Genomic DNA, 20,334 nt, shown 5'->3' with positions numbered 1-20,334 from the left:
GGCTCGGAGTGCCGCTATCAGCAGAGCGGCACCGACCCACCCCAGACCGCCGAGATGTACGCGTGGCTGACGAACTGTCCGCTGGCCAGCCGGTTCCACCGGTTGGTGGTGCGGTACGGCCCGACTACCGTCTGCCCGGTCACGTAACACTGGATCGGCACGTTGGCGTACTGGGCGGCCAGACCCCGGGACTGGTAGCCGGCGCCGGGACCGGCCCGCACGGTCAGCGGGCCGTCACCGACCACCCCACGGGGGCCGGTGCCGGTCCACAGGTACGCCACGTCGACCCAGGCGTTCGTGGTCAGCTGCAACCCGTCCCAGAACGTCCCGTCGGCGAGGTCGATGCCGGCCGGGTTGAGCACCACCCGACCGAACTGGTCCCGCCCGCCGTTGTAGCCGTTCTGGTACGCGGCCTGCGCCTGCGGCCTGCCCTGCGGCAGATCCTTCCAGTTCTCCCGGACGGCGCTGAGGTTCCAGTAGTCGTCGCGGGTGTTCCACGGGCCGACGTCCCAGACCGGGGCGTACTCGCAGCGGCTGCCGGTGACGGTGCAGACCCGCACGGTGTAGTCGCCGCTGTTGCGGGGGGACAGTCCTCGGCGGGAGGGCAACGCCACGAAATGGTCCCGGGAGCGGACCGTGTGCCCGTTGGCGGTCAACTCGCCGACCAGTCCGATCCGGGTCGCGTACACCCGGTAGGTCAGGCCGGGGGTGGCGGCGGTGACGGCGGCGACCGTGTCGGCGGTGAGCCGGACGGCGCGGACCTCGGTGCTGGCACCGGAGCGGCTGCCGGTGAGCACCACCCGGGCCTGCACCCGGCGGACCGGCTGGTCGAAGACGGCCGCCGGCGCGGCGTCGCGCCACTCGGTCCAGCCGGTCGTCCGCCAGCCACGGACCTGGACGGTAGCGGCGGCACCGGGCCGGGCGACGGCGGTGAGCTGGGCGCGGACCCGGGTGGCCGGGCGACTGAGGGTACGCGGTGCGACCACCAGCATGCCCTCAGCGACCGCACTCCCTCGGGCGGGAACGCCGGGTGGCCGGGCGTCAGCCAGGCGCAGGCCCGCGCGGGTGTGTCGCACGTTCACGTCGTCAGCGTCGACGACCGAGAGATCAGCGTTCCACCGGTCGGCCCGGGCGGCCGATGAGGCGGAGTTCGGATGCAGGGCGACGACGAGAGCGGCGGCCAGGAGGACGGCCAGGACGGAATTGCGGGGATGATTCATCTGCATTCTCCTCAGAACTCCCCGATAGTGCCTATATCCGTAGATCGAATAGAAGCGCCATACAAATAGCGATACATGTGAATTGCGCTCGGGTGAGGGAGAATGGTGCCGTGCCCGAAGGTGACACCGTCTGGAACACCGCCCGCGTCCTGGAACGCGCGCTTGTCGGCACCCGGCTGACCGGCAGCGATTTTCGGGTGCCCGCACTCGCCACCACCGACCTCTCCGGTTGGGCGGTACGCGACAGCGCGAGCCGGGGCAAACACCTGCTGCTCCGGCTGGACGCTCCCACCGGCACCGGTGAGTCGCGCTGGACGCTGCACTCGCATCTGCGGATGGACGGCGCCTGGCGGGCGTACGCCCCCGGGGAGCGGTGGACCGCCCGGCCGGCACATCTGATCCGGGTGGTGCTGCGCGCCCCGGTCGCGACCGCCGTCGGTTACCACCTGCACGAGGTGGCGCTGTTACCCACCGCCGACGAGGAACGCCTCGTCGGCCACCTCGGCCCTGACCTGCTCGGTGCCGACTGGGATCCGGCCGAGGCCGCGCGTCGGCTCGCCGCCCACCCGGACACCCCGGTCGGGGTCGCCCTGCTCGACCAGCGCATCCTGGCCGGCGTCGGCAACCTCTACAAGTGCGAGGTGCTGTTCCTCCGCGGCATCCACCCCCGCACCCCGGTGCGGGAGGTGTCCGACCCCCTCGCCCTGGTGACCCTGGCGCAGAAGTTGCTGGCCGCCAACCGGGGCCGTTGGACGCAGAGCACCACCGGTTCGCTGGGTCGTGGCCGGACCTGTTACGTGTACGGACGGCGGGCGCAGCCGTGCCGGCGCTGCGGCACCGCCATCCGGAAGGAGGAACTGGGCGAGCGGGTCACCTACTGGTGTCCCACCTGCCAGCCGGGCGACCCGGCCTGAACCTCGGGCAACCGCCACCCGCCGGGCAGGCCCCACCGCGCGTCTTTCGCCCCACGGACGGGCCGCGACGGCGCACCTTCCACCCGCCGCCCGAGGGCCCGGCCGTGCATCTTCCACCCCACGGACGGGACCGCGCCGTGCATCTTCCACGCGGCGGTCTGGGCAGGTCGGAGCCGGTGGACGGCCGGTCACGTGACGGACTCGGAGTGGCGGCGGCGACACGCCGACAGCGCGGCAGATTGGCACGAAAGGGGACTTCCTAACCGACCACCGCGCGTCGCATGCTGCGGTTGAGGGCTCACGGAACGTCAGCACGCGCGTCCGCGCCGCCACGTCGGGGTGGTGGCCGCCGCGCCCCGATCACCGGGAGAGCCATGGCCGTGTTCCGCAGACTCCGGTCGACCTGGCTGGACCGCGCCGCCCGCACCGACCCGCCGGGCACGCCGAGCGCCGTCCCCACCACCCGAACCGGCCCGGACACGGAGAACGACAACACCACAGGCACCCACCCGGGCGTACCCACCGGGTCCGACGGCACCGCCCCGGCGCGGGCACCGGCACCGCCCGCGTTGCCGCACCAGGGCGCAGCCGCGCCGCCCGCGCCGCCGCATCCGCCGCCGGCCAGTCTCGATCCGGCGGCGGCACCCCGCTGCTTCGGTCCGGTGCCCAACCACGCCTACAGTCCACTGCCCGCCCACGACGAGGACGGGCAGGTGGTGACCGGCACCGGGCTGCGCAAGTTCGTCGACCCGCTGCCCGGCCTCGGCCCACTGGGCCGTACCCCGCTCGGCGCTCACCTGCCGGTCGCCGTGCCCGACACGATCACCCATCCCGGCTGCGACTACTACGAGATCGGGCTCCAGGAGTACACCCAGCGGCTGCACCGGGACCTGCCGGCGACCCGGCTGCGCGGCTACCGCCAGCTGAACCTGGGCACCAACCCGGACGGACACAACACGGTCGCCCCGCCCCGGCGGCCCTGGTATCTCGGTCCGGTCGTACTGGCCCGACGCGGCCGGCCGGTACGCATCAAGTTCATCAACCAGCTGCCCGCCGGCCCGGCCGGCGACCTCTTCCTGCCGGTCGATCAGACGGTGCCCGGCGCGGGCCCGGGGCCCCTCGCCGGGCCGGCACCCTATCCGCAGAACCGGGCGGTGCTGCATCTCTGCGGCGCGCTGACCGGCTGGATCAGCGCCGGCAGCCCGTGGCAGTGGATCACTCCGGCCGGCGAGATCACCCCCTACCCCACAGGTGCCGGCCTGGCCCACGTGCCGGACATGGCCCACCCGGGGCAGGGCGCCACCACCCTCTACTACCCCAACGACCAGAGCGGGCGGCTGCTCTGGTTCCACGACAACACCGTCGGGCTGTCCCGGCTGACCGTCTACTCCGGACAGCTCGCGCTCTACCTGCTCACCGACGACGCGCAGGAGCGGTTGATCGCCGACGGGACGCTGCCGGCCGAGCAGTTGCCGCTGGTCTTCGAGGACAAGACGTTCGTGCCGGACGACGCCCAGCTCGCCGCGCAGGACCCGACCTGGGACCGGGACCGGTGGGGCACCCGGGGATCCTTCTGGCACCCGCACGTCTACCAGTCCCGCCAGAACCCGTACCGCCGCGACGGGATCAACCCGACCGGCCGGTGGGACTACGGGCCCTGGTCGCGTACCGCCACCGCCGCCGGCCCCGACGCACCCGCCGCCGCCGTGCCCAATCCGCACCACGACCCGGTCACCGACCCGGACGAGCCACCGGAGGCCCCGGGCGTGCCGCACCCCAGCGCGGTGCCCGCCGCGTACGGCGACACGGTCCTGGTCAACGGTGCCGCCTACCCGTACCTGGAGGTGCAGCCGAAGCTCCACCGGTGGCGCATCCTCAACGCCTGCACCGACCGCTGGCTCAACCTTCAGCTGTACCGGGCCGCCTCGAACGAGCCGATGTGGACGCCGCAGGGCAGTCTCGCCGACGCCGCCGCCGGTGAGGTGCCGATTGTCGACGCGGTACGCGCCCCGGACCGGCCGGCGGAATGGCCCACCGACGGTCGGCCCGGCGGCGTGCCGGACCCGGCGGCGGCCGGCCCGGAGATGATCCGGATCGGCAACGAGTGCGGCCTGCTGCCGGCACCCGTGGTCGTGCCGAACCGGCCGATCGGCTTCCGCTACGACCGACGTGACCCGACAGTGCTCAACGTCGACGGCCACGCGCTGCTGCTCGCCCCCGGCGAGCGGGCCGACGTGCTCGTGGATCTCGCCACCGTCGAGGCCGGGACCACCCTGATCCTCTACAACGACTGCCCGGCCCCGCTGCCCTGCTTCGACCCCCGCTACGACCACCACACCGGCGGACCCGACCGCACCGCGGAGGGTGGCGCGCCGCCGACAGTGCCCGGGTACGGCCCGAACACCCGCACCCTGATGCAGCTACGGGTGACCGGCACCCGCGCCACCCCGTACGACCTCGACCGGCTGCGGGACCGCCTGCCCGGCGCGTACGCAGCCAGCCAGCGCCCCCCGGTCGTCCCGCAACCGGCCTACGACAGCTGCTTCGGCACCACGAGCGCCGCGACCCGGATACCGGTGCACGCCACCACCGTCGAGTTCACCCCGCCCGGCGGCGCACCGGTGAGCCTGCCGCTGGCCGTCAAGGCCGTACGGCAGGTCTTCGAGCCCGGACACGGCCGGCTCACCGGTCGCCTCGGCGTGGCCCATCCACACGGCGGACCGCTCGGCGAGGCCACCCTGCCGCTCGGTCCCACCGAACCGGCGACCGAGGTGGTGCACGCCAGCGACCCGGCCCTGGCGGTCGGCACACCGGGCGTCGGCAGCCAGCTCTGGCGGGTACGCGGCTCCGGACGGCAGAGCCATCCGGTGCGGTTCGACGGGCTGGACGTCCAGGTGGTCGGGCGGGTCGGCCGGGACGGCGCGATCCGACCACCGCACCCCGGCGAACTGGGTTGGAAGCAGGTGGTGCGGGTCGATCCGGGCGAGGACGTGCTGCTCGCGCTGCGCCCCGAGGCGCCGCCACTGCCATTCAAGATCGGCGACAGCGTACGGCTGCTCGACCCGGCCCGACCGGCCGGCACCCGGCTCGGTGCCACCCCGATCAGCCCCGTCGACGGTGGACCCGCGGCGGTGGTCAACCAACTGGTGAACCTCGGCTGGGAGTACCGCTGGGGCAGCGCGGCGGCCGGCCACCGGGACCAGGGGATGAGCCGGCCGCTGGTGGTCCGGGTCTCGCCCCGGGCACCGACCGGGCTCACCGCCGCACCGGCCCCCGGCTCGGCGACCGCGTTACCGGCGATCGCCCTCGCCTGGACCGGAAACGGCAGCCGCCCACCGGCCACCAGCCACCTGCTGCAACGGGCCACCGACGCGACCTTCGCCAACGGACTGACCACCATCACCGTGGCGGCCACGGCGACCCGCTACATCGACGCCACCGTCACCCCCGGCGTCACCTACCACTACCGCATCCGCGCCGAGAACGCGGCGAGTTGCTCCACCTGGTCGAACAGCGTTCCCGCCTCGGTGCAGCTCACCGCCCCGGCCAAGCTGACCGCGACCATTCCGCCCGCCGCACCGCTGCGGGTCGCGCTGCGCTGGGCCAACAATTCCTTCGCCACCGGCATCGACGTGCAACGCGCGACAAACCCGACCTTCACCAGCGGGCCGGGCACCACCGCGATAAGTGTCGGCGACAACCACCTGGACCCGGCGGTCGCACCCGACACCACCTACTACTACCGGGTACGCACCACCTACCTGGGTGCCGCCTCCCCCTGGTCCACCGTGGCGACGGTGACCACCCCACCCGCCCCCGGCACCCCCACCTCGGTCAGTGTGGCCACCACCGCCCCCGGCCCCGACACCGCGACAGTCGTGCTGGGCTGGGCCGCGAGCACACCCGCCGGCCAGGGCGCCGGCTTCACCGTGGAACGGGCCCTGGATCCGACGTTCACCCGGGAACTGGCCACATTCACCGTCACCGGCCGCGGCTTCACCAACACCGGCCTGGCCCGGGGCGTCACCTACCACTACCGGATCCGCTCGTTCAACGTCGTCGGGGTCTCCCCCTTCACCGGCCCCATCCCGATCACCACCCCCGACTGACCGACCGTGGACTGGAGCTCGGGTATGCAGAGCCCTTGATCGTCGCGTCGGTGCCGTCAGAGGTCGGCGGTGGATGTTGACCAAGAGGTTTGGGTCGGGATCGCGGCTGGATCCGTACCCAAACTTCTTGATCAACAGGGCCAGACCCGGCGCGGCGCGGTGGTCAGGGGGTGGGGGCGGGGCGGCCTACGGCGCGCAGCTCCGAGAGGGCGGAGGCGAAGCCGTGCAGGAGGTCCGTCGCTTCGGTGAGGCGGGCGGCGGCCGGGTGCTCGGTCTCGGGGCGGTACTCCTCGGCGAGGTAGCCGGCGGCGGCGACCACCAGGCGCTCGTACGCCGCCACGCCGGCCTCCAGCTGCCCGGTGAGCGCGCGGTGCGCCTCGGTCAGCGGCGGTTTCGCGTCGGCGGGGGCGAGACGTACCGCGCGTTCCACGCTGGCGACCCGGTTGGCCAGCTCGCGCAGCGACTGTTCGGCGGCGGAGGCCTCGGCGACGGCCGGTTCGGCGAGGCCGGTCAGCCGACCCGCCATCGAGGCCATGGTCGCGGCGGCCCGGTCCAGGCGCTCCCACGGTCCGGCGGCGACGGTGCCGCGCAGCGCGGTGCGGGAGCGGACCCGACGCACCTCGGCCAGCACACCTGCCCCGGCGGGGAGTCGTTCCACGGCGGCGACCAGGCGGGCCCGGTTGCGGGCGGCCACCTGGGCCGGGTCGAGCGGTGGCGGGGCGGGTTGGGCGGCGAGGGCACGCAGGTCCACCCAGCGCCAGCCGGCCAGCGCGGTGGCCGCGCCCGCGGCGGCGGCCCAGGCCGCGTCGGCCAGACCGATCCCGCCGTACGGGGTCAGCACCGCTGTCGCGCCGCCGAGCCCGCCAGCCAGGACACTCCACCGGCGGGCGGAGCCGCGCAGCCTGCTCAGCCGGCGGAAGTACCGGGTGCGCTCGTCCGCTGCCACCGTCGCCTCCTCGATTCTCCGCTCAGCCGGCGGCTGTGGTGTCGCCGGTGCCGCGCTCACGGCTCATGCTGGCGCGGATCTCGTCGAGCCGGGCCACCGCCGGGTCGGCCGTGGCCGGCTGGTCGGCGACGGCATCGCGGTCAGTTCCCCCGCCGAGCTGGTCGCCGGCCATGCTGGCGCGGATCTGGTCAAGCCGGGCGGAACCGGCCGTGTCCAGGGTCGCCTTCTGGATCTCCAGCATCCGGCCCTCGGTCGAGTTGCTGGCCAGCTCGGCACGGCCCATGGCGTTGGCGTAACGGCGCTCGATCCGGTCGCGTACCTCGTCGAGGGTCGGGGTGCTGCCGGGTGCCGTGAGCGCCGACATCGACTCCAGCGAGGCCGCGACGCTCTCCTGCATCTTGGCCTGCTCCAGCTGGCTGAGCAGCTTGGCGCGCTCGGCGAGCTTCTGCTGGAGGATCATGGAATTGTTCTCCACCGCCCGACGGGCCTGCCCGGCGGCGGCCAGCGCCTGGTCGTGCAGGGTCTTCAGGTCCTCGGCGGACTGTTCGGCGGAGACGAGCTGGGTGGCCAGGGTCTGCGCGGACTGCTCGTACCGCCCGGCCTCGGCCTCGTCGCCCTTGGCGCGGGCCTGGTCGGCGAGGACCAGCGCCTGGCGGGCGTTCGCCTGCAACCGCTCGACGTCGGACATCTGCCGGGACAGCTTCATCTCCAGCTGGCGCTGGTTGCCGATCACCGCGGCGGCCTGCTGGACGAGCGCCTGGTGCTGCCGGTGCGCCTCGTCGATGGCCTGCTGGAGCTGCACCTTCGGGTCGGCGTGCTCGTCGATACGGGCGCCGAAGAGCGCCATCAGGTACTTCCACCCCTTGACGAACGGGTTCGCCATCTCCGCGGTATCCCCTCAATCACGTCGCTGTGCCTGCCCCACCCCCGGGTGACCGGCTCGGCTACCGGCGATGGTGAATCCATCGTCCCAGCCGGGCGCCAACACGGCACCCCTACCGGCGAGAGGGGACGTCCGCGATCAACCCTACGCGGCGGGAGCTACCGCGACCATCGGCCGCGAGGCTCAGGCGGCGCAGACCACGTCCCGGTCGCTGCGGTCGGCGGGCCGGACCCGGGCGCTGCGCAGCGTGGCCTTGAGCGGGGAGTCCTGCCGTACGGAGACGGCGACGTTTCCGTCCGAGGTGACCTGGCGTACGCCCCGACCGGTGGCCTTGTGTACCGGGGCGGCGGCGACCGGTGTCGACTCGGCCGGCTCGTCCTGCACCGGCACCAGCACGCCCGGCATCTGCTCGGCGAGCGCCACCGTGTCGCTGACCTCGCGCAACAGCTCGGAGAGGCGGGCGCCCAGCGCGTCGCAGATCGCCGCGAGCAGCTCGCTTGAGGGTTCCTTCTGGCCGCGTTCGATCTCCGACAGGTAGCCCAGGCTGACGTTGGCTGCGGACGAGACCTCGCGCAGCGTGCGGTGCTGCCCCTGCCGGCGCGCCCGTAGTGCGTCACCGATCACCCGGCGTAGCAGGACCATCGCACCTCCCCTGAGGGACACAGTTCGCCCGGCCGACCGGCCTGCGGGAGCACCGGCTGTCGGAGCTTTCCCGCAACCGTACCCGCTGTGCGCCGCCGCGACATCCCGCCCCGCCCGGTCATCCCACGGCCGCCGCCGACCGCGCCACCCCATCTGTGGCAGTCCAGGTGTCCGACACGCCGGGACGACAGCATCTGGAATGCCACCGATCTGCCGACGACCAGCCCGACGGCGTACGGACCGGCGGCGGCTCAGGTCGGGTCGGGGGCCTGGATGTGCTCGGCGACCAGGCGCAACGCCTCGGTCACCGCGGCACCCCGGATGCGGTCACGGCCGCCGTCCAGGTCGAGCTGCCGCACCTCGGTGCCGTCCGGGCCGGCGACCGCGACGAAGACCAGCCCGACCGGCTTGCCGTCCTGCGGCTCCGGCCCGGCCACCCCGGTGGTGGCCACGCCCCAGTCGGCCCCGCAGCGTCGCCGTCCGCCCTCGGCCAGCGCCGCCGCGACGTCGGCGTCGACCGGTCCGCGCTCGGCCAGCAGTTCCTTCGGTACGTCGGCCAGTTGCTCCTTCAACTCGGTCGCGTAGACCACCAGCCCGCCCCGGTAGACGGCGCTCGCCCCGGCGATCTCCACGATCGTGGCGGCCAGCAGGCCCCCCGTCAGCGATTCGACGGTGGCGAACGTCTCCTGCCGCTCGGCGAGGCGGTGCACCACGCCAGCCGCTGCGGCGCCCATCGAGCCCTCGGCCTCTCGCACACCCATGATCTGCATCCTTCCCGGCCTGGGCGCGGTCTACGCCTCGCAACGCCGTCAGGGTCTGCGACGTCCTCGCCACGACCGGGAACGTGTCACCCCTGCGTGCGGCGCAGTCGGGCGGCCTGGGCGATGTAGTCCAGCCCCGTGACGAGGGTGACCGCGACCGCCGCGCCCATGATCCAGGGCCCGATCGGGGTGAGGGCCGCCGGCATCGGCCACAGGTACCAGGTGATGGCCAGTATCTGGAGGGCGGTCTTGACCTTTCCGCCCCGGCTCGCGGCGATCACGCCGCGCCGGATCACCCAGAACCTCAGGGCCGTGATGCCCACTTCCCGGGCCAGGATGACCGCCGTCACCCACCACGGCAGCCGGTCGTACCAGGACAGCAGCAGCAGGGCCGCGCCGGTGAGTGCCTTGTCGGCGATCGGGTCGGCCACCTTGCCCACGGCGGTGACGAGCGCGAACCTCCGGGCGATCCACCCGTCGACCAGGTCCGTGACCGAGGCCACGGCGAAGATCACGCAGGCGATGACCTGCCATCCGGCGTGCGTCATCCCCGACATGACCACCGAGGCGGCGAAGACCGGTACGAGCACCAGCCGCAGCGCGGTGAGGGCGTTTGCGGCATTGACCACGGGCACCCGGGCCACCACCGGCACCGGAGGCGATTCCGTCGCCCCCGTCATCGAATCGCCCCGCTCGGCTGGCACATCCGGCACCGCACCCCGTGCCACCTCCGCCTCGTCCCAGCTCACCGTCACCGCGCCGCGCCGGGCGCGGCGGAGATCATCTCATCCGGTACGGCGAGCAGGTCCACTCCCTCGGTGCCGGTCACCGTGGCGCGGACCAGGTCGCCGGGACGCAGCGCGGCCAGGTCGACGCCGCCACCGTCCGGGGCGACAAGCGTGGTCGACCCGTCCACCTCCGGCGCCTGGTGCGCGGCCCGCCCCTCGACGATCCCGCCGTCGACCGAATCGACGAGCACCTCCACCATCGAACCGAGGCGATCCTCGGCCCGCTGCGAGCACAGCTCGTCGGCGAGCGCGCTGAGCTTGTCGTACCGACGTTTGATGGTGGCGGCGGAAACCTTGCCCGGCAGGCCGGCGGCCTCCGTGCCGTCCTCGTCGCTGTAGTCGAAGACGCCTATCGCGTCGAGCCGGGCCTCGGTGAGGAACCGCACAAGCTCGTCGACGTCGCCCCGGGTCTCGCCGGGGAACCCGACGATGAAGTTGCTGCGCGCCCCGGCCTCCGGTGCCAGTTGCCGGGCGGCGGCGAGCAGCTCCAGGAAACGGTCGGTGGAGCCGAAACGGCGCATCCGGCGCAGCACCGGCTCGCTGGAGTGCTGGAACGACAGGTCGAAGTAGGGTGCCACCCCCGGCGTGCCGGCGATCGCCTCGATCAGCCCGGGCCGGGTCTCGGCGGGCTGGAGGTAGCTGGCCCGCACCCGGACGATGCCGTCCACGGCGGCGAGCTGCGGCAGCAGCTTCTCCAGCGCGCGCGGGTCGCCCAGGTCCTTGCCGTAGGAGGTCGAGTTCTCGCTGACCAGCACGAGTTCCCGAACACCGCTCTTGGCCAGCCACTCGGCCTCGGCGAGCAGCTCGTCGGGGGTGCGGGAGACGAAAGCGCCCCGGAAGGCGGGAATGGCGCAGAACGCACAACGCCTGTCGCAGCCACTGGCCAGCTTCAGCGATGCCACCGGGCCGCTGTCCAGCCGGCGACGCAGCACCGTCCGCAGGTGCGCCGGGGTGTGCTCGTCGACGTCGGTGTTACGGCCGTGCCCAGGCAGGGACACCGCGCTGTCGCGCCGGGCGACCGGGGTCAGCGGCAACAGTTCGCGCCGGTCGCGGGGGGTGTGCGCGGCGACCTCCCGGCCGGCGACCACCGCGTCCAGCCGGGCGGCGATGTCGGGGTAGTCGTCGAAGCTGAGTACCGCCTGCGCCTCGGGGAGGCTGTCGGCCAGTTCCCGGCCGTAGCGCTCGGCCATGCAGCCGGCGGCGACCACCTTCGCCCCGGTGTCGGCGGCGGCCAGCAGCGTCTGGATGGAGTCCTGCTTGGCCTTCTCCACGAACCCGCAGGTGTTGACGACCACCACGTCGGCGCCCTCGCCGTCGGTGGTCACCTGCCAGCCGTCGGCGTGCAGGCGGGCGGCCAGCTCCTCCGAGTCGACCTCGTTGCGGGCACAGCCCAGGGTCAGCAGCGCGACCCGGCGACCGTCGGGGGAAGGCGAGGAGGTGGCAGACACCATCCGAGGGTACCGGGCGACGGTGCCCGCACCGGCGACGGCGGTATGCGCCGGGCTGCCTAGACCGCCGTGGCGAGGATCCGGACCACGCGGTCGAGCAGGAAGACCTCGGTGCCGGCCAGGCCGACCGAGCAGAAGACCGAAATCTGGTCCGCACCGGTGCGGCCGGCTGCCGTGCCGGCCAGCACCGCGCCCAGGTCACGCAACCGGGAGGCGTACGGCGGCTGCGCGGCGAGCATCGGCGGGGCGTACGACATCGCCTGCGCCACCGAGTCACTGGCCAGCACTGCCGCCGCGTCGAGCAGGTCGGTGCCGAACTCCGCGCGGTCCACCTGCTTGAAACCGACCACGTTGACGTGGGTGCCGGGGCGCAGGTCGGCGGCGTTCAGCACCGGTGTCGGGCTGGTGGTGGCCAGCACCACCACGTCCCGGTCGCGTACCGCCTCCCGGGCGGTCTCCACGGCGCGGGCCGGGACCCCGAGTTCGGCGCGCACCCGGGCGGCGAACGCCTCCCGCCGAGCGGTCGAGCGGCTGTGCACGGTCACCTCACGCAGGCGTCGCACCGCGGCGGCGGCCCAGACCTGGGTCCACGCCTGACCACCGGAGCCGATCACGCCGAGGGTGGCCGCGTCCGGACGGGCCAGTGCGTCCACCGCCACCCCACCCAGCGCGCCGGTACGCCGGGAGCCCAGTTCCTCGCCCACGGCCACGGCCCGCACCGCGCCGGTCCGCCCGTCGTGCAGCACCACCACCTGCTCGGTCTCCGGATGCCCGAACGTGTCGTACGCCCGGTATCCGTACCACTGCCCGACCAGATGCCCGGCGGTGAGCACCATCCGGCCGGCGCCGAGCGACGCGGCGGCCCGGGGCGGCGCGACGAGCCGCCCGTCGTACGCGGCGAGCAGGGCCTGACGCATCGCGTCGACCGAGGTCGCTGCGTCCAGCGCGGCGGCGACCTCCGGATCGGAGATGAGCACGGTCACGGATCCATGGTGCAGCTTGAAGCAAGCTTGAAGTCCATCCCGGGCGATCCGTCTCACCCGGCCAGCCGTCGACCCGGTGCTACGGTCGGTGCCGGCGGCCCGCGTGGCCGCCCCGGACGAGTCGTGGGCGTACCCGGTCAGGCCAAGACGCCCCGCGTGCTGGACCCGACTCGTCCCGGCCCCGGTGGCCGGGCCACTGCTGAAGAGGTGACCTGATGGCCTGGATCGTGCTGGTGCTCTCCGGACTGCTCGAAACGGCCTGGGCGATCGCCCTGGACCGCTCCGCCGGATTCACCCGACCGGTCGCCTCGGTGGTCTTCGTGATCACGCTGGTGCTGAGCATGGCCGGGCTGGCGTACGCGTTGCGGGAGATTCCGGTAGGTACCGGTTACGCGGTGTGGGTCGGCATCGGCGCGGTCGGCACCGCCCTCGTCGGCATGGTGGCGCTCGGCGAGCCGGCCAACCTGCCCCGCCTGCTCAGCCTGCTGCTGGTGGTGGCCGGCGTGGTCGGGCTCAAGCTGTTCCACTGATGCGTGGGCGGGTGTGCGTGGCGATCGTCCGTAGTGGGTAGAGACCGGACGGCAGACATGAGACTCACCCACTGGAGGAAGACATGGCCACCAGCACCGTCCGCTCGACCAGCGCCGCCCGCATCTGCACGATCGTGGGTTTCGTGTGCGCGGTCCTCGCGCTGCTGCTCAACCCGATCCTCTTCGGAGTCATCGGTCTGGTCCTCGGCGTCGTCGGCGCGGTGCTCGGTGACAAGCCGCTCGGCTGGTACGCCGCCGCGGCCAACGTGGTCGCCATGCTGCTGAGCATGCTGATCCTCAGCGCGCTCTGATCCCTCCCGAACTCGACGGCCCGCCGCGTCCCGCGGCGGGCCGTCTGCGCATGGCCCGTCCCACCCTCGTCCCACATGGCTTGTCCGCCGGCACGGCGGATGGCTGAGCACGGTTACGGACAGCATCTGTTCCGCCCATCACGATGCGTAGCGCCAACCCCGGACCACCCTCCTACCTCTCTCGCCGCTTTGCTCTGCTTCAACCCACGCAACAGCTCGTGAGCTGCGGCGGAAGCGAGCGGCCCGACGGCGCCCGGGAATTAACCATCACTCTCGGTGATTGTTGCGTATATTGAAGCAGAGCAAAGGGAGTGGGAGGGTGGGGCGGCTGCGGGCCGGATGTCACCGGGTGTGACAGCGGGATGGGGTCAGCCGTGGTCGGCGATCAGGACCCGGTTGCCGTCCGGGTCGCGGACGATCGCCATCCGCTCGCCCCACGGCTGCGTCTGCGGCTCGGCGAGCACCTCCACGCCCGCCTCGACCAGCCGGGCCAACGCCGCGGCGCAGTCCGCGACGTACACCCAGAGGGTTGCCGGGCCGGCGGCCTGCTCGCCGGCCTCCTGCCGCCCGATGCCCAGCTGGCCGTCGCCGAAGCGCAACGAGACGTACGCGGCCTCCCCGGTCTCCGGGAAGCGGTACTCGACCCGGCCGCCCAGCAGCCCCTCGTAGAAGCGCAGTGCGGCCTCCAGGTCGGCGGCCGTGATGATCGGAAACAGCTCGCTGGCCAGTGCCGTCGGCTCAGCCATCGCCGCCCCGCAGACCCTCCAGGACCTCTTCCAGCTCGTCCGGCTTGACCAGCACGTCGCGCGCCTTGGAGCCCTCCGACGGGCCAACCACGCCCCGCGTCTCCATCAGGTCCATCAGCCGGCCAGCCTTCGCGAAGCCCACCCGCAACTTGCGCTGAAGCATCGAGGTCGAGCCGAACTGCGAGGTGACCACCAGCTCGACCGCCTGCACCAGCAGGTCCAGGTCGTCTCCGATGTCCTCGTCGATCTTCTTCTTGCTGTCCTGCGCGGGGGCCAGCACGTCCGGGCGGAACTCCGGCTCACGCTGGTCCTTGCAGAACTTCACCACATCGTTGATCTCGCGCTCGGTGACCCAGGCACCCTGGATCCGCACCGGCTTCGAGGCGCCCATCGGCAGGAACAGCCCGTCACCCCGGCCGAGCAGCTTCTCCGCGCCCGGCTGGTCGAGGATGACCCGGGAGTCGGCGAGCGACGAGGTGGCGAACGCCAGCCGGGACGGCACGTTGGCCTTGATCAGGCCGGTCACCACGTCGACCGAGGGCCGTTGGGTGGCGAGTACCAGGTGGATGCCGGCGGCCCGGGCGAGCTGGGTGATCCGCACGATCGAGTCCTCTACGTCGCGCGGAGCGACCATCATGAGGTCGGCCAACTCATCCACGATCACCAGCAGGTACGGGTACGGGCGCATCTCACGCTCGCTGCCCGGCGGCGCCTTGATCTCGCCGTTGCGCACCTTCCGGTTGAAGTCGTCGATGTGCCGGACCCCGTTCGCCGCGAGGTCGTCGTAACGCATGTCCATCTCACGGACGACCCACTCCAGCGAGTCGGCCGCCTTCTTGGCGTTCGTCACGATCGGGGTGACCAGGTGCGGGATGCCCTCGTAGCCGGTCATCTCGACCCGCTTCGGGTCGATCAGCAGTAGCCGCACCTCGTCCGGCGTGGCCCGGGTCAGAATGGACATGAGCAGGCTGTTCAGGCAGCTCGACTTGCCCGCGCCGGTGGCCCCCGCGATCAGGATGTGCGGCATCTTCGCCAGGTTGGCCACCACGTAGCCACCCTCAATGTCCTTGCCCAGAGCGACAACCATCGGATGGTGGTCGCTGGTCGCGGCACGCGAGCGCAGCACGTCACCGAGGGCCACGTTCTCCGGGTCGGTGTTCGGGATCTCCACACCCACCGCGCTCTTGCCCGGGATCGGGCTCAGGATGCGCACGTCCGGCGATTTCACCGCGTACGCGATGTTGCGCGAGAGCTGGGTGATCCGCTCGACCTTCACCCCGTGCCCCAGCTCGACCTCGTAGCGGGTCACCGTCGGCCCACGGGTGAAGCCGGTCACCGCCGCGTCCACGTCGAACTGGTCGAACACACCGGTGAGGGCGGCGATCACCTCGTCGTTGGCCTTGCTGCGGGTCTTCGGAGCGGCTCCGCTGCCCAGCATGTTCGACGGAGGCAGCGTGTAGTCGCCGGCCAGACCGGTCAGCGCGAGTTGCTCGGCGCGGGTCGGCGCGGGCGAGTGCTCCGGTGGCTCGGCGGGTTTGCGGCTGGCCGGCACCCGGGACGGCGCCTTGCGCGGCAGGACCATCGTCTCCTGCAGGTCCGCGCCATCCAGGTCGTCGAACTCGTCCGGGTCGACCGGCGGCGCCGTGCGCTTGGTGGGGCGTCGCCGGGCCGGTGTCGCGGGCGCCTCCGTCGTCTCCGGGTCGTCCTGCCCGACCATGCCGCCGGCCAGCAGACCGAGCCGCTCGGGAATCTTGTTGATCGGTGTCGCGGTGACCACCAGCAACCCGAACACCAGCAACAGGACCAGCAGCGGCACCGCCACCCAGGCGGTGACCGCCCGCTCCAGCACGCTGCCCACGCCGGCACCGATCAGGCCACCGGCGAAATCCCGCTCGCCCGGGCCGGCCGGCTGCTGGCCGATGTGCAGCAGCGCGGCGGTGGAGACCAGCATGGAGCCCCAGCCGACCAGCCCACGCCCCCGGTGCTCGGGGTCGCCGGGCTGACGCATCAGCCGCCATGCGCCGATGCCCAGCAGCACCGGCACCACGATGGAGATCGCACCGAGGAAGAGCCGGACCGTGTCGGCCAGGCGGGCACCGACCGGACCGGCCGCCGAGAACCAGATCGCGCCCGCGCCGAGCAGGGCGAGACCGATGAACAGCAGGCCGGCACCGTCGCGGCGGTGCTCCGGGTCGAGGTCGCGGGCCGAGGCGGCCTGCCGGCCGGCGGCGCGCACCGCCCAGCCGACCCCGTGGGCCAGCCCCATCCACAGTGCCTGGATCGCCCGGCCGACGTACGCGGCGGGACCCGGCCCCTTCGTCGAGGTGCGGCGCCGCACCGGTGCACGGGTCTTCTTGGCCGGCTGGCGGGCACGACTGTTCGTGCTGCCACGCGGCGACGCGCCGCGCCGCCGACTCGCCTGAGGGGTACGGCCCGCCATAGCATCACCGTAACGGCGGGCCGGGTGATTGGCCGGTCATCCTGGTCGCTCCGCGTGTCGCAGCGCGGTCCCCGCCGCCTGCCGTGATATTCGCCTCGCGAGGGAGTGTCCGATGGGGTCGCCGGAGTTCAAGGACCGTACCGGCGACCCGTTGGCGGGTCATCCGTCGACGCTGCGGCCGTTGACCGGTGACCTCGTCGCCGCCGTGCTGGCGCACCGCGGTCATCCGGTGGCCGGTGGCGCCGACGGCGCGCTGGTGGGCCGGTGGGCAGACGGACACATCTGGTTCCTCCGCGCCGGGGACGCCGGGGAACTGCTCCAGGTGCGCACCGTCGCCGCCCACGCCTTCGCTGTCGAGGACGTGCCCCGGTTGCACGACTTCTGCAACACCTGGAACCGCGACCGGTTCTGGCCGAAAGCGTTCGTGCACGTCGACGACGCCGGCCGGGCCCGGGTCTGCGGCGAGGTCATCACCGACCTGGAACGGGGCGTCACACCGCACCAGCTGGACCGGCTGCTCGACCGGGGCATCTCGGCCGGCTGCCGGCTGGCCGCCGAGGTGGGCCGGCTCGTGGGGACGGGGCGCCCGTGACCGGGCCGGCCCCGGGCGGTGGCCGGAGCCGCGGCCGGGCTCGCTTCGGCGGCCGGGCAGCCGACGGGGTACGCGCCGACCGGCGGCCCGCCGCCGCCCTCGCCGACGCCCGGGACATGCCCGACGGCGAGTTACGGGTCGGCGAACTGGCCCGGGTCGCCGCCCTCGCCGAGGCCAACGGCGATCGGCGGACCGCACTCGACGCCTGGTCCGAGCTGGTCGAGACGCACCTGCGCGGCGGCGAACGGTGGCGGCTGTTCGAGCCCGTCCAGCGTTGCCTGCACGCGGCGGGACCTGACGACGACACGCTGCGCCGTTACCGGCGGTACGCCGTCGAGGCGCTGCTCGGTACCCCCCGCATCGGCCTGGACCAGGCTCGCGGGGTACTGGACGGGCTCACCGGGGAAGCCGACGAGATGAACGCGGCGCTTGTGGCGCAGCTGCGTTGCCGGATCGCCGATCACGTGGGCGACGAGCCTGCCGCCCGACGCTGGCTGGCACGGTGGCGGAACAGCCCACCCGACCCGGCCGCCGGCTGCCCCGACTGCCTACCGGTACGGCAAGCGGAGCTGCTGGCCGGCTGGGGCGACTGGGCCACGGCGCTCGACGTGCTCGATCCGCTGCTCGACGGGCCGGCCGGCTGCACCGCCCAGCCGGAGGCGGCCCTGACCGCGGCGCTGCTGCCATGGCTGCGGGCGGGACACCCGCAACGGGCGGGACACGCCCACGTGCGGGCGTACCGGCGGCACCGGACGGAACCCGACGGGTTCGGCCACCTCGCCACCCACCTGCGCTTCTGTGCCCTGGGCGGGTACCTCGACCGCGGTTTGGAGATCGTCGTCGAGCAGCTGCCCCGACTCGACCAACCGCACGAGGATCTGTCCGTGATGGAGTTCGCGGCGGCGGCCGCGCTGGTCTGCGCGATGGCGGGCGAAACGGTCACCGATCGGGTGGTACGCCGGCCGGCGTACGGTGGCCGACCGGCCGCCGAGGTCACGGTGACTCAGCTCGGTGCCGAACTGCTCGCCGTCGCGACCACGCTGGCCGGCAGCTTCGACGCCCGCAACGGCACCGGGCACCAGTCCGGCCGGATGGCCGCCTGGCTGGCCGAGCGTCCACTCGCCCCGGCGGGGCCGCTGCCCGCCGACGAGGAGTTCGACCCGGACGAGGAATTCGGATCGGACCGGGATCCCGATCCCGAGGACCGGCCGGGACCGGACGGCGGGACCGCCGGGTTGGCGGTTGACGAGATCGGCGCGTTGACCGTGGCCATGATCACGGACGCGCTGGACCGGCGGGGCGACGGCTACACCGTCGACGCCGCCGGCACGGTGCTGGGGCGCTGGGGCGACGCGGTGATCCAGTTCCGGCGGGCCGGAGAGCGTCACGACATCCTGCACGCCCGGGTCGTGGCCGGGCGCCGGCTGGCAGCGGCCCGGCGCACCGAGGCGTACGCCTTCTGCAACGCGTGGAACCGGGACCGGCTGCTACCCAAGGCGTACGTGCACGAGCCGGGCGACGGCGAGCTGGTGCTGGCCGGCGAGGTGACCACCGATCTGGCGTACGGGGTCGCCCCGGATCAGGTCACGGTGCTTGTCGACGCGGCCGTCCGCACCGGTGTCGGGTACGCGGAGGCGGTCGCCGCCCTCCCCTGACACCACGCGTTCCCGGCCGGGTCCGGACAGCCACCCGGCCGGGAAGGCGGATCAACGCCGGCTGCTCAGGGCGCGGAAGTTCTGCGTGGTGAGCAGGGTCAGATTGTTGCGCTGGAGGATCTCGTTGACCGGCTGGTAGAACGTGGTGCCGCCGCGGACACAGTCGCCGGATCCACCGGAGGTCACCCCCTGCGCCTGGTTGCCCGAGATCCACGAACCACCGGAGTCACCGGGCTCGGCGCAGACGTTCGTCCGTACCAGCCCGCTGACCAGTCCTTCCGGGTAGCGGACGGTGGCGTTGCGGGCCTGTACGGTGCCGCAGCTGACTCCGGTGGTGGAGCCGGAGCGGCAGATCGACGAGCCGACCGGCACCTCCTGCGAACCGGCCACCCGGGCCACCCCACCTCGGAAGTCGGTCACCTCCGGCAGCACCCTCGTGTTGTTGTTGACCTGCACGAAGGCCCAGTCGTCACCGGGGAACGACGAGGCCCGGAAGACGCCCTGCGGCGCCCGGTCGGCACCGGTGGTGCGGTCGCCGACCCGCCCGCAGTGGCCCGCGGTGACGAAGCCACCGGCGACCGCGAAGCCGACCGAGCAACGGCCGCTGCCGATGAAGAACGGCTCGCCGCCGCGTACGTCGGCGAAGAGCCGCGGCTGCTCCTCCGTGGCCATCCGCACCGCGGTTCGCGGCACTCCGGCGCGGGCCACGAACCGCCACCCGGCCGCTTCCGCACCCGGCTCCGCGAGCACCACGACGGTGTTCGAAGCGACGTCGACGTACCAGCCGGAGACCTGCTGGGCGCGGGCGGCGGTGCGGTCCATCCGGCTCTTGAGGGTGTCGAGCTGGCCGACCCCACGCTCGACCACCTTCGGTACCGCCCCGGCGGCCCGGACCCGCTGCGCCTGGGCCGCGTTGGCGACCGCCACGTTGAGTTCGCTGCCGTCGGCGCTGAGCCAGCTGCCGCCGTAGGCCGCGCCGAGGTCCGCCCGCAACTGGTCGACCACCCCGGAGGCCCAACGTTCGGTCTTCAGTCGGGCGGCCACCTGCGACTCGTCCAGCCGCAGGTCCCGTCGCATCGCCTCGACCACCTCCGGGTCGGCGCCCTCCACCGCCCCGCTGGTTGGTGCGCCGGCCGGCGCGCCACCGTCACCGGCGAACGACGGCAGGGCGACGGCCGCCGCCGCGCCCAGAGCCGCCACCACGACACCGATGGCTGTCAATCGTCTGCGGTCCATCCGCCATGCTCCTCCCGGCCGGCGTGGGTACGCCTGCCGGCTCGGAGTACGGGCAAAAGGACCGAACGGTTGAATGTGAACGCCGGCTAATCGATTTGTTGACGCCGATGGGCCACCGCGCGCCGGGTGC

Annotated in this window: 17 protein-coding genes and 1 riboswitch; of the genes, 6 read left to right on the top strand and 11 right to left on the bottom strand. The window is 73.1% G+C overall.

What is annotated here, in order from left to right:
- Window positions 1-17: 17 nt before the first annotated feature.
- Window positions 18-1,220 (bottom strand): hypothetical protein, encoded by a 1,203-nt coding sequence (locus AB0I71_RS20795; RefSeq protein ID WP_357586954.1) that lies wholly within the window; start codon window positions 1,218-1,220, stop codon window positions 18-20.
- A 110-nt stretch (window positions 1,221-1,330) separates the two neighbouring features.
- On the opposite strand from AB0I71_RS20795, the gene AB0I71_RS20790 reads away from it, so the two are divergent.
- Together AB0I71_RS20790 and AB0I71_RS20785 are read left to right on the top strand one after the other, a co-directional pair.
- Complete coding sequence (locus AB0I71_RS20790; RefSeq protein WP_357586952.1) at window positions 1,331-2,134, top strand: zinc finger domain-containing protein; 804 nt, start codon at window positions 1,331-1,333, stop codon at window positions 2,132-2,134.
- A gap of 374 nt (window positions 2,135-2,508) precedes the next feature.
- A complete protein-coding gene (locus AB0I71_RS20785) occupies window positions 2,509-6,243 on the top strand; it encodes a hypothetical protein (RefSeq protein WP_357586950.1) in 3,735 nt (1,244 codons plus the stop codon).
- A gap of 163 nt (window positions 6,244-6,406) precedes the next feature.
- On the opposite strand, the gene AB0I71_RS20780 is transcribed toward AB0I71_RS20785, so the two are convergent.
- The 7 genes from AB0I71_RS20780 to AB0I71_RS20750 form a co-directional block, all read right to left on the bottom strand.
- On the bottom strand, window positions 6,407-7,189 hold the full coding sequence (locus AB0I71_RS20780; RefSeq protein ID WP_357586948.1) for a hypothetical protein: 783 nt from the start codon (window positions 7,187-7,189) through the stop codon (window positions 6,407-6,409).
- Between the two features lie 22 nt (window positions 7,190-7,211).
- Window positions 7,212-8,072: a PspA/IM30 family protein gene (locus AB0I71_RS20775; RefSeq protein WP_357586946.1), complete on the bottom strand. Its 861-nt coding sequence runs from the start codon at window positions 8,070-8,072 to the stop codon at window positions 7,212-7,214.
- A gap of 183 nt (window positions 8,073-8,255) precedes the next feature.
- The gene (locus AB0I71_RS20770) at window positions 8,256-8,714 is read right to left on the bottom strand and encodes a helix-turn-helix transcriptional regulator (RefSeq protein WP_357586944.1); all 459 of its coding nucleotides are present in this window, start codon (window positions 8,712-8,714) and stop codon (window positions 8,256-8,258) included.
- 251 nt (window positions 8,715-8,965) lie between these two features.
- Complete coding sequence (locus AB0I71_RS20765) at window positions 8,966-9,475, bottom strand: CinA family protein (RefSeq protein ID WP_357586942.1); 510 nt, start codon at window positions 9,473-9,475, stop codon at window positions 8,966-8,968.
- Between the two features lie 86 nt (window positions 9,476-9,561).
- Window positions 9,562-10,155 (bottom strand): CDP-diacylglycerol--glycerol-3-phosphate 3-phosphatidyltransferase, encoded by a 594-nt coding sequence (gene pgsA / locus AB0I71_RS20760; RefSeq protein WP_357586940.1) that lies wholly within the window; start codon window positions 10,153-10,155, stop codon window positions 9,562-9,564.
- Window positions 10,156-10,226: 71 nt separating this feature from the next.
- On the bottom strand, window positions 10,227-11,714 hold the full coding sequence (rimO, locus tag AB0I71_RS20755; RefSeq protein WP_357586938.1) for a 30S ribosomal protein S12 methylthiotransferase RimO: 1,488 nt from the start codon (window positions 11,712-11,714) through the stop codon (window positions 10,227-10,229).
- Window positions 11,715-11,770: 56 nt separating this feature from the next.
- Window positions 11,771-12,694 (bottom strand): ornithine cyclodeaminase family protein, encoded by a 924-nt coding sequence (locus tag AB0I71_RS20750; RefSeq protein WP_357586936.1) that lies wholly within the window; start codon window positions 12,692-12,694, stop codon window positions 11,771-11,773.
- A gap of 90 nt (window positions 12,695-12,784) precedes the next feature.
- Window positions 12,785-12,851, top strand: a riboswitch (guanidine-III (ykkC-III) riboswitch).
- Window positions 12,852-12,909: 58 nt separating this feature from the next.
- Between AB0I71_RS20750 and AB0I71_RS20745 the strand changes: the two genes are divergently transcribed.
- Together AB0I71_RS20745 and AB0I71_RS20740 are read left to right on the top strand one after the other, a co-directional pair.
- Window positions 12,910-13,224, top strand: coding sequence for an SMR family transporter (locus tag AB0I71_RS20745; RefSeq protein WP_099847078.1), 315 nt, complete (start codon window positions 12,910-12,912; stop codon window positions 13,222-13,224).
- An 83-nt stretch (window positions 13,225-13,307) separates the two neighbouring features.
- A complete protein-coding gene (locus AB0I71_RS20740) occupies window positions 13,308-13,535 on the top strand; it encodes a hypothetical protein (RefSeq protein WP_093410153.1) in 228 nt (75 codons plus the stop codon).
- Between the two features lie 368 nt (window positions 13,536-13,903).
- On the opposite strand, the gene AB0I71_RS20735 is transcribed toward AB0I71_RS20740, so the two are convergent.
- Window positions 13,904-14,281, bottom strand: coding sequence for a VOC family protein (locus AB0I71_RS20735; protein ID WP_357586933.1), 378 nt, complete (start codon window positions 14,279-14,281; stop codon window positions 13,904-13,906).
- The gene (locus tag AB0I71_RS20730; protein WP_357586931.1) at window positions 14,274-16,721 is read right to left on the bottom strand and encodes a DNA translocase FtsK 4TM domain-containing protein; all 2,448 of its coding nucleotides are present in this window, start codon (window positions 16,719-16,721) and stop codon (window positions 14,274-14,276) included. The genes AB0I71_RS20735 and AB0I71_RS20730 overlap by 8 nt, the downstream gene beginning before the upstream one ends.
- 112 nt (window positions 16,722-16,833) lie before the next feature.
- On the opposite strand from AB0I71_RS20730, the gene AB0I71_RS20725 reads away from it, so the two are divergent.
- Both AB0I71_RS20725 and AB0I71_RS20720 read left to right on the top strand, forming a co-directional pair.
- Window positions 16,834-17,313: a YbjN domain-containing protein gene (locus tag AB0I71_RS20725; protein WP_357586929.1), complete on the top strand. Its 480-nt coding sequence runs from the start codon at window positions 16,834-16,836 to the stop codon at window positions 17,311-17,313.
- A 116-nt stretch (window positions 17,314-17,429) separates the two neighbouring features.
- A complete protein-coding gene (locus tag AB0I71_RS20720; RefSeq protein WP_357587059.1) occupies window positions 17,430-18,968 on the top strand; it encodes a YbjN domain-containing protein in 1,539 nt (512 codons plus the stop codon).
- Window positions 18,969-19,019: 51 nt separating this feature from the next.
- Here the strand turns inward: AB0I71_RS20720 and AB0I71_RS20715 are convergent, their stop codons facing one another.
- A complete protein-coding gene (locus AB0I71_RS20715) occupies window positions 19,020-20,204 on the bottom strand; it encodes a S1 family peptidase (protein ID WP_357586927.1) in 1,185 nt (394 codons plus the stop codon).
- Between the last annotated feature and the right edge of the window lie 130 nt (window positions 20,205-20,334).

The organism is Micromonospora sp. NPDC049891 (assembly GCF_040660295.1).
Classification (GTDB): Bacteria; Actinomycetota; Actinomycetes; order Mycobacteriales; family Micromonosporaceae; genus Micromonospora.
The sequence above is the reverse complement of the archived record's forward strand: the minus strand, read 5'-3'. Positions and strand labels throughout refer to the sequence as shown.

What these genes read in the sequence shown, in the direction of transcription:
- AB0I71_RS20795 (WP_357586954.1), bottom strand. Translation starts at nt 1,220, where the DNA reads ATGAATCATCCCCGCAATTCCGTCCTGGCCGTCCTCCTGGCCGCCGCT.
- AB0I71_RS20785 (WP_357586950.1), top strand. Translation starts at nt 2,509, where the DNA reads ATGGCCGTGTTCCGCAGACTCCGGTCGACCTGGCTGGACCGCGCCGCC.
- AB0I71_RS20775 (WP_357586946.1), bottom strand. Translation starts at nt 8,072, where the DNA reads ATGGCGAACCCGTTCGTCAAGGGGTGGAAGTACCTGATGGCGCTCTTC.
- AB0I71_RS20770 (WP_357586944.1), bottom strand. Translation starts at nt 8,714, where the DNA reads ATGGTCCTGCTACGCCGGGTGATCGGTGACGCACTACGGGCGCGCCGG.
- AB0I71_RS20765 (WP_357586942.1), bottom strand. Translation starts at nt 9,475, where the DNA reads ATGGGTGTGCGAGAGGCCGAGGGCTCGATGGGCGCCGCAGCGGCTGGC.
- pgsA (WP_357586940.1), bottom strand. Translation starts at nt 10,155, where the DNA reads ATGACGGGGGCGACGGAATCGCCTCCGGTGCCGGTGGTGGCCCGGGTG.
- rimO (WP_357586938.1), bottom strand. Translation starts at nt 11,714, where the DNA reads ATGGTGTCTGCCACCTCCTCGCCTTCCCCCGACGGTCGCCGGGTCGCG.
- AB0I71_RS20745 (WP_099847078.1), top strand. Translation starts at nt 12,910, where the DNA reads ATGGCCTGGATCGTGCTGGTGCTCTCCGGACTGCTCGAAACGGCCTGG.
- AB0I71_RS20740 (WP_093410153.1), top strand. Translation starts at nt 13,308, where the DNA reads ATGGCCACCAGCACCGTCCGCTCGACCAGCGCCGCCCGCATCTGCACG.
- AB0I71_RS20735 (WP_357586933.1), bottom strand. Translation starts at nt 14,281, where the DNA reads ATGGCTGAGCCGACGGCACTGGCCAGCGAGCTGTTTCCGATCATCACG.
- AB0I71_RS20730 (WP_357586931.1), bottom strand. Translation starts at nt 16,721, where the DNA reads ATGGCGGGCCGTACCCCTCAGGCGAGTCGGCGGCGCGGCGCGTCGCCG.
- AB0I71_RS20725 (WP_357586929.1), top strand. Translation starts at nt 16,834, where the DNA reads ATGGGGTCGCCGGAGTTCAAGGACCGTACCGGCGACCCGTTGGCGGGT.
- AB0I71_RS20720 (WP_357587059.1), top strand. Translation starts at nt 17,430, where the DNA reads ATGCCCGACGGCGAGTTACGGGTCGGCGAACTGGCCCGGGTCGCCGCC.
- AB0I71_RS20715 (WP_357586927.1), bottom strand. Translation starts at nt 20,204, where the DNA reads ATGGACCGCAGACGATTGACAGCCATCGGTGTCGTGGTGGCGGCTCTG.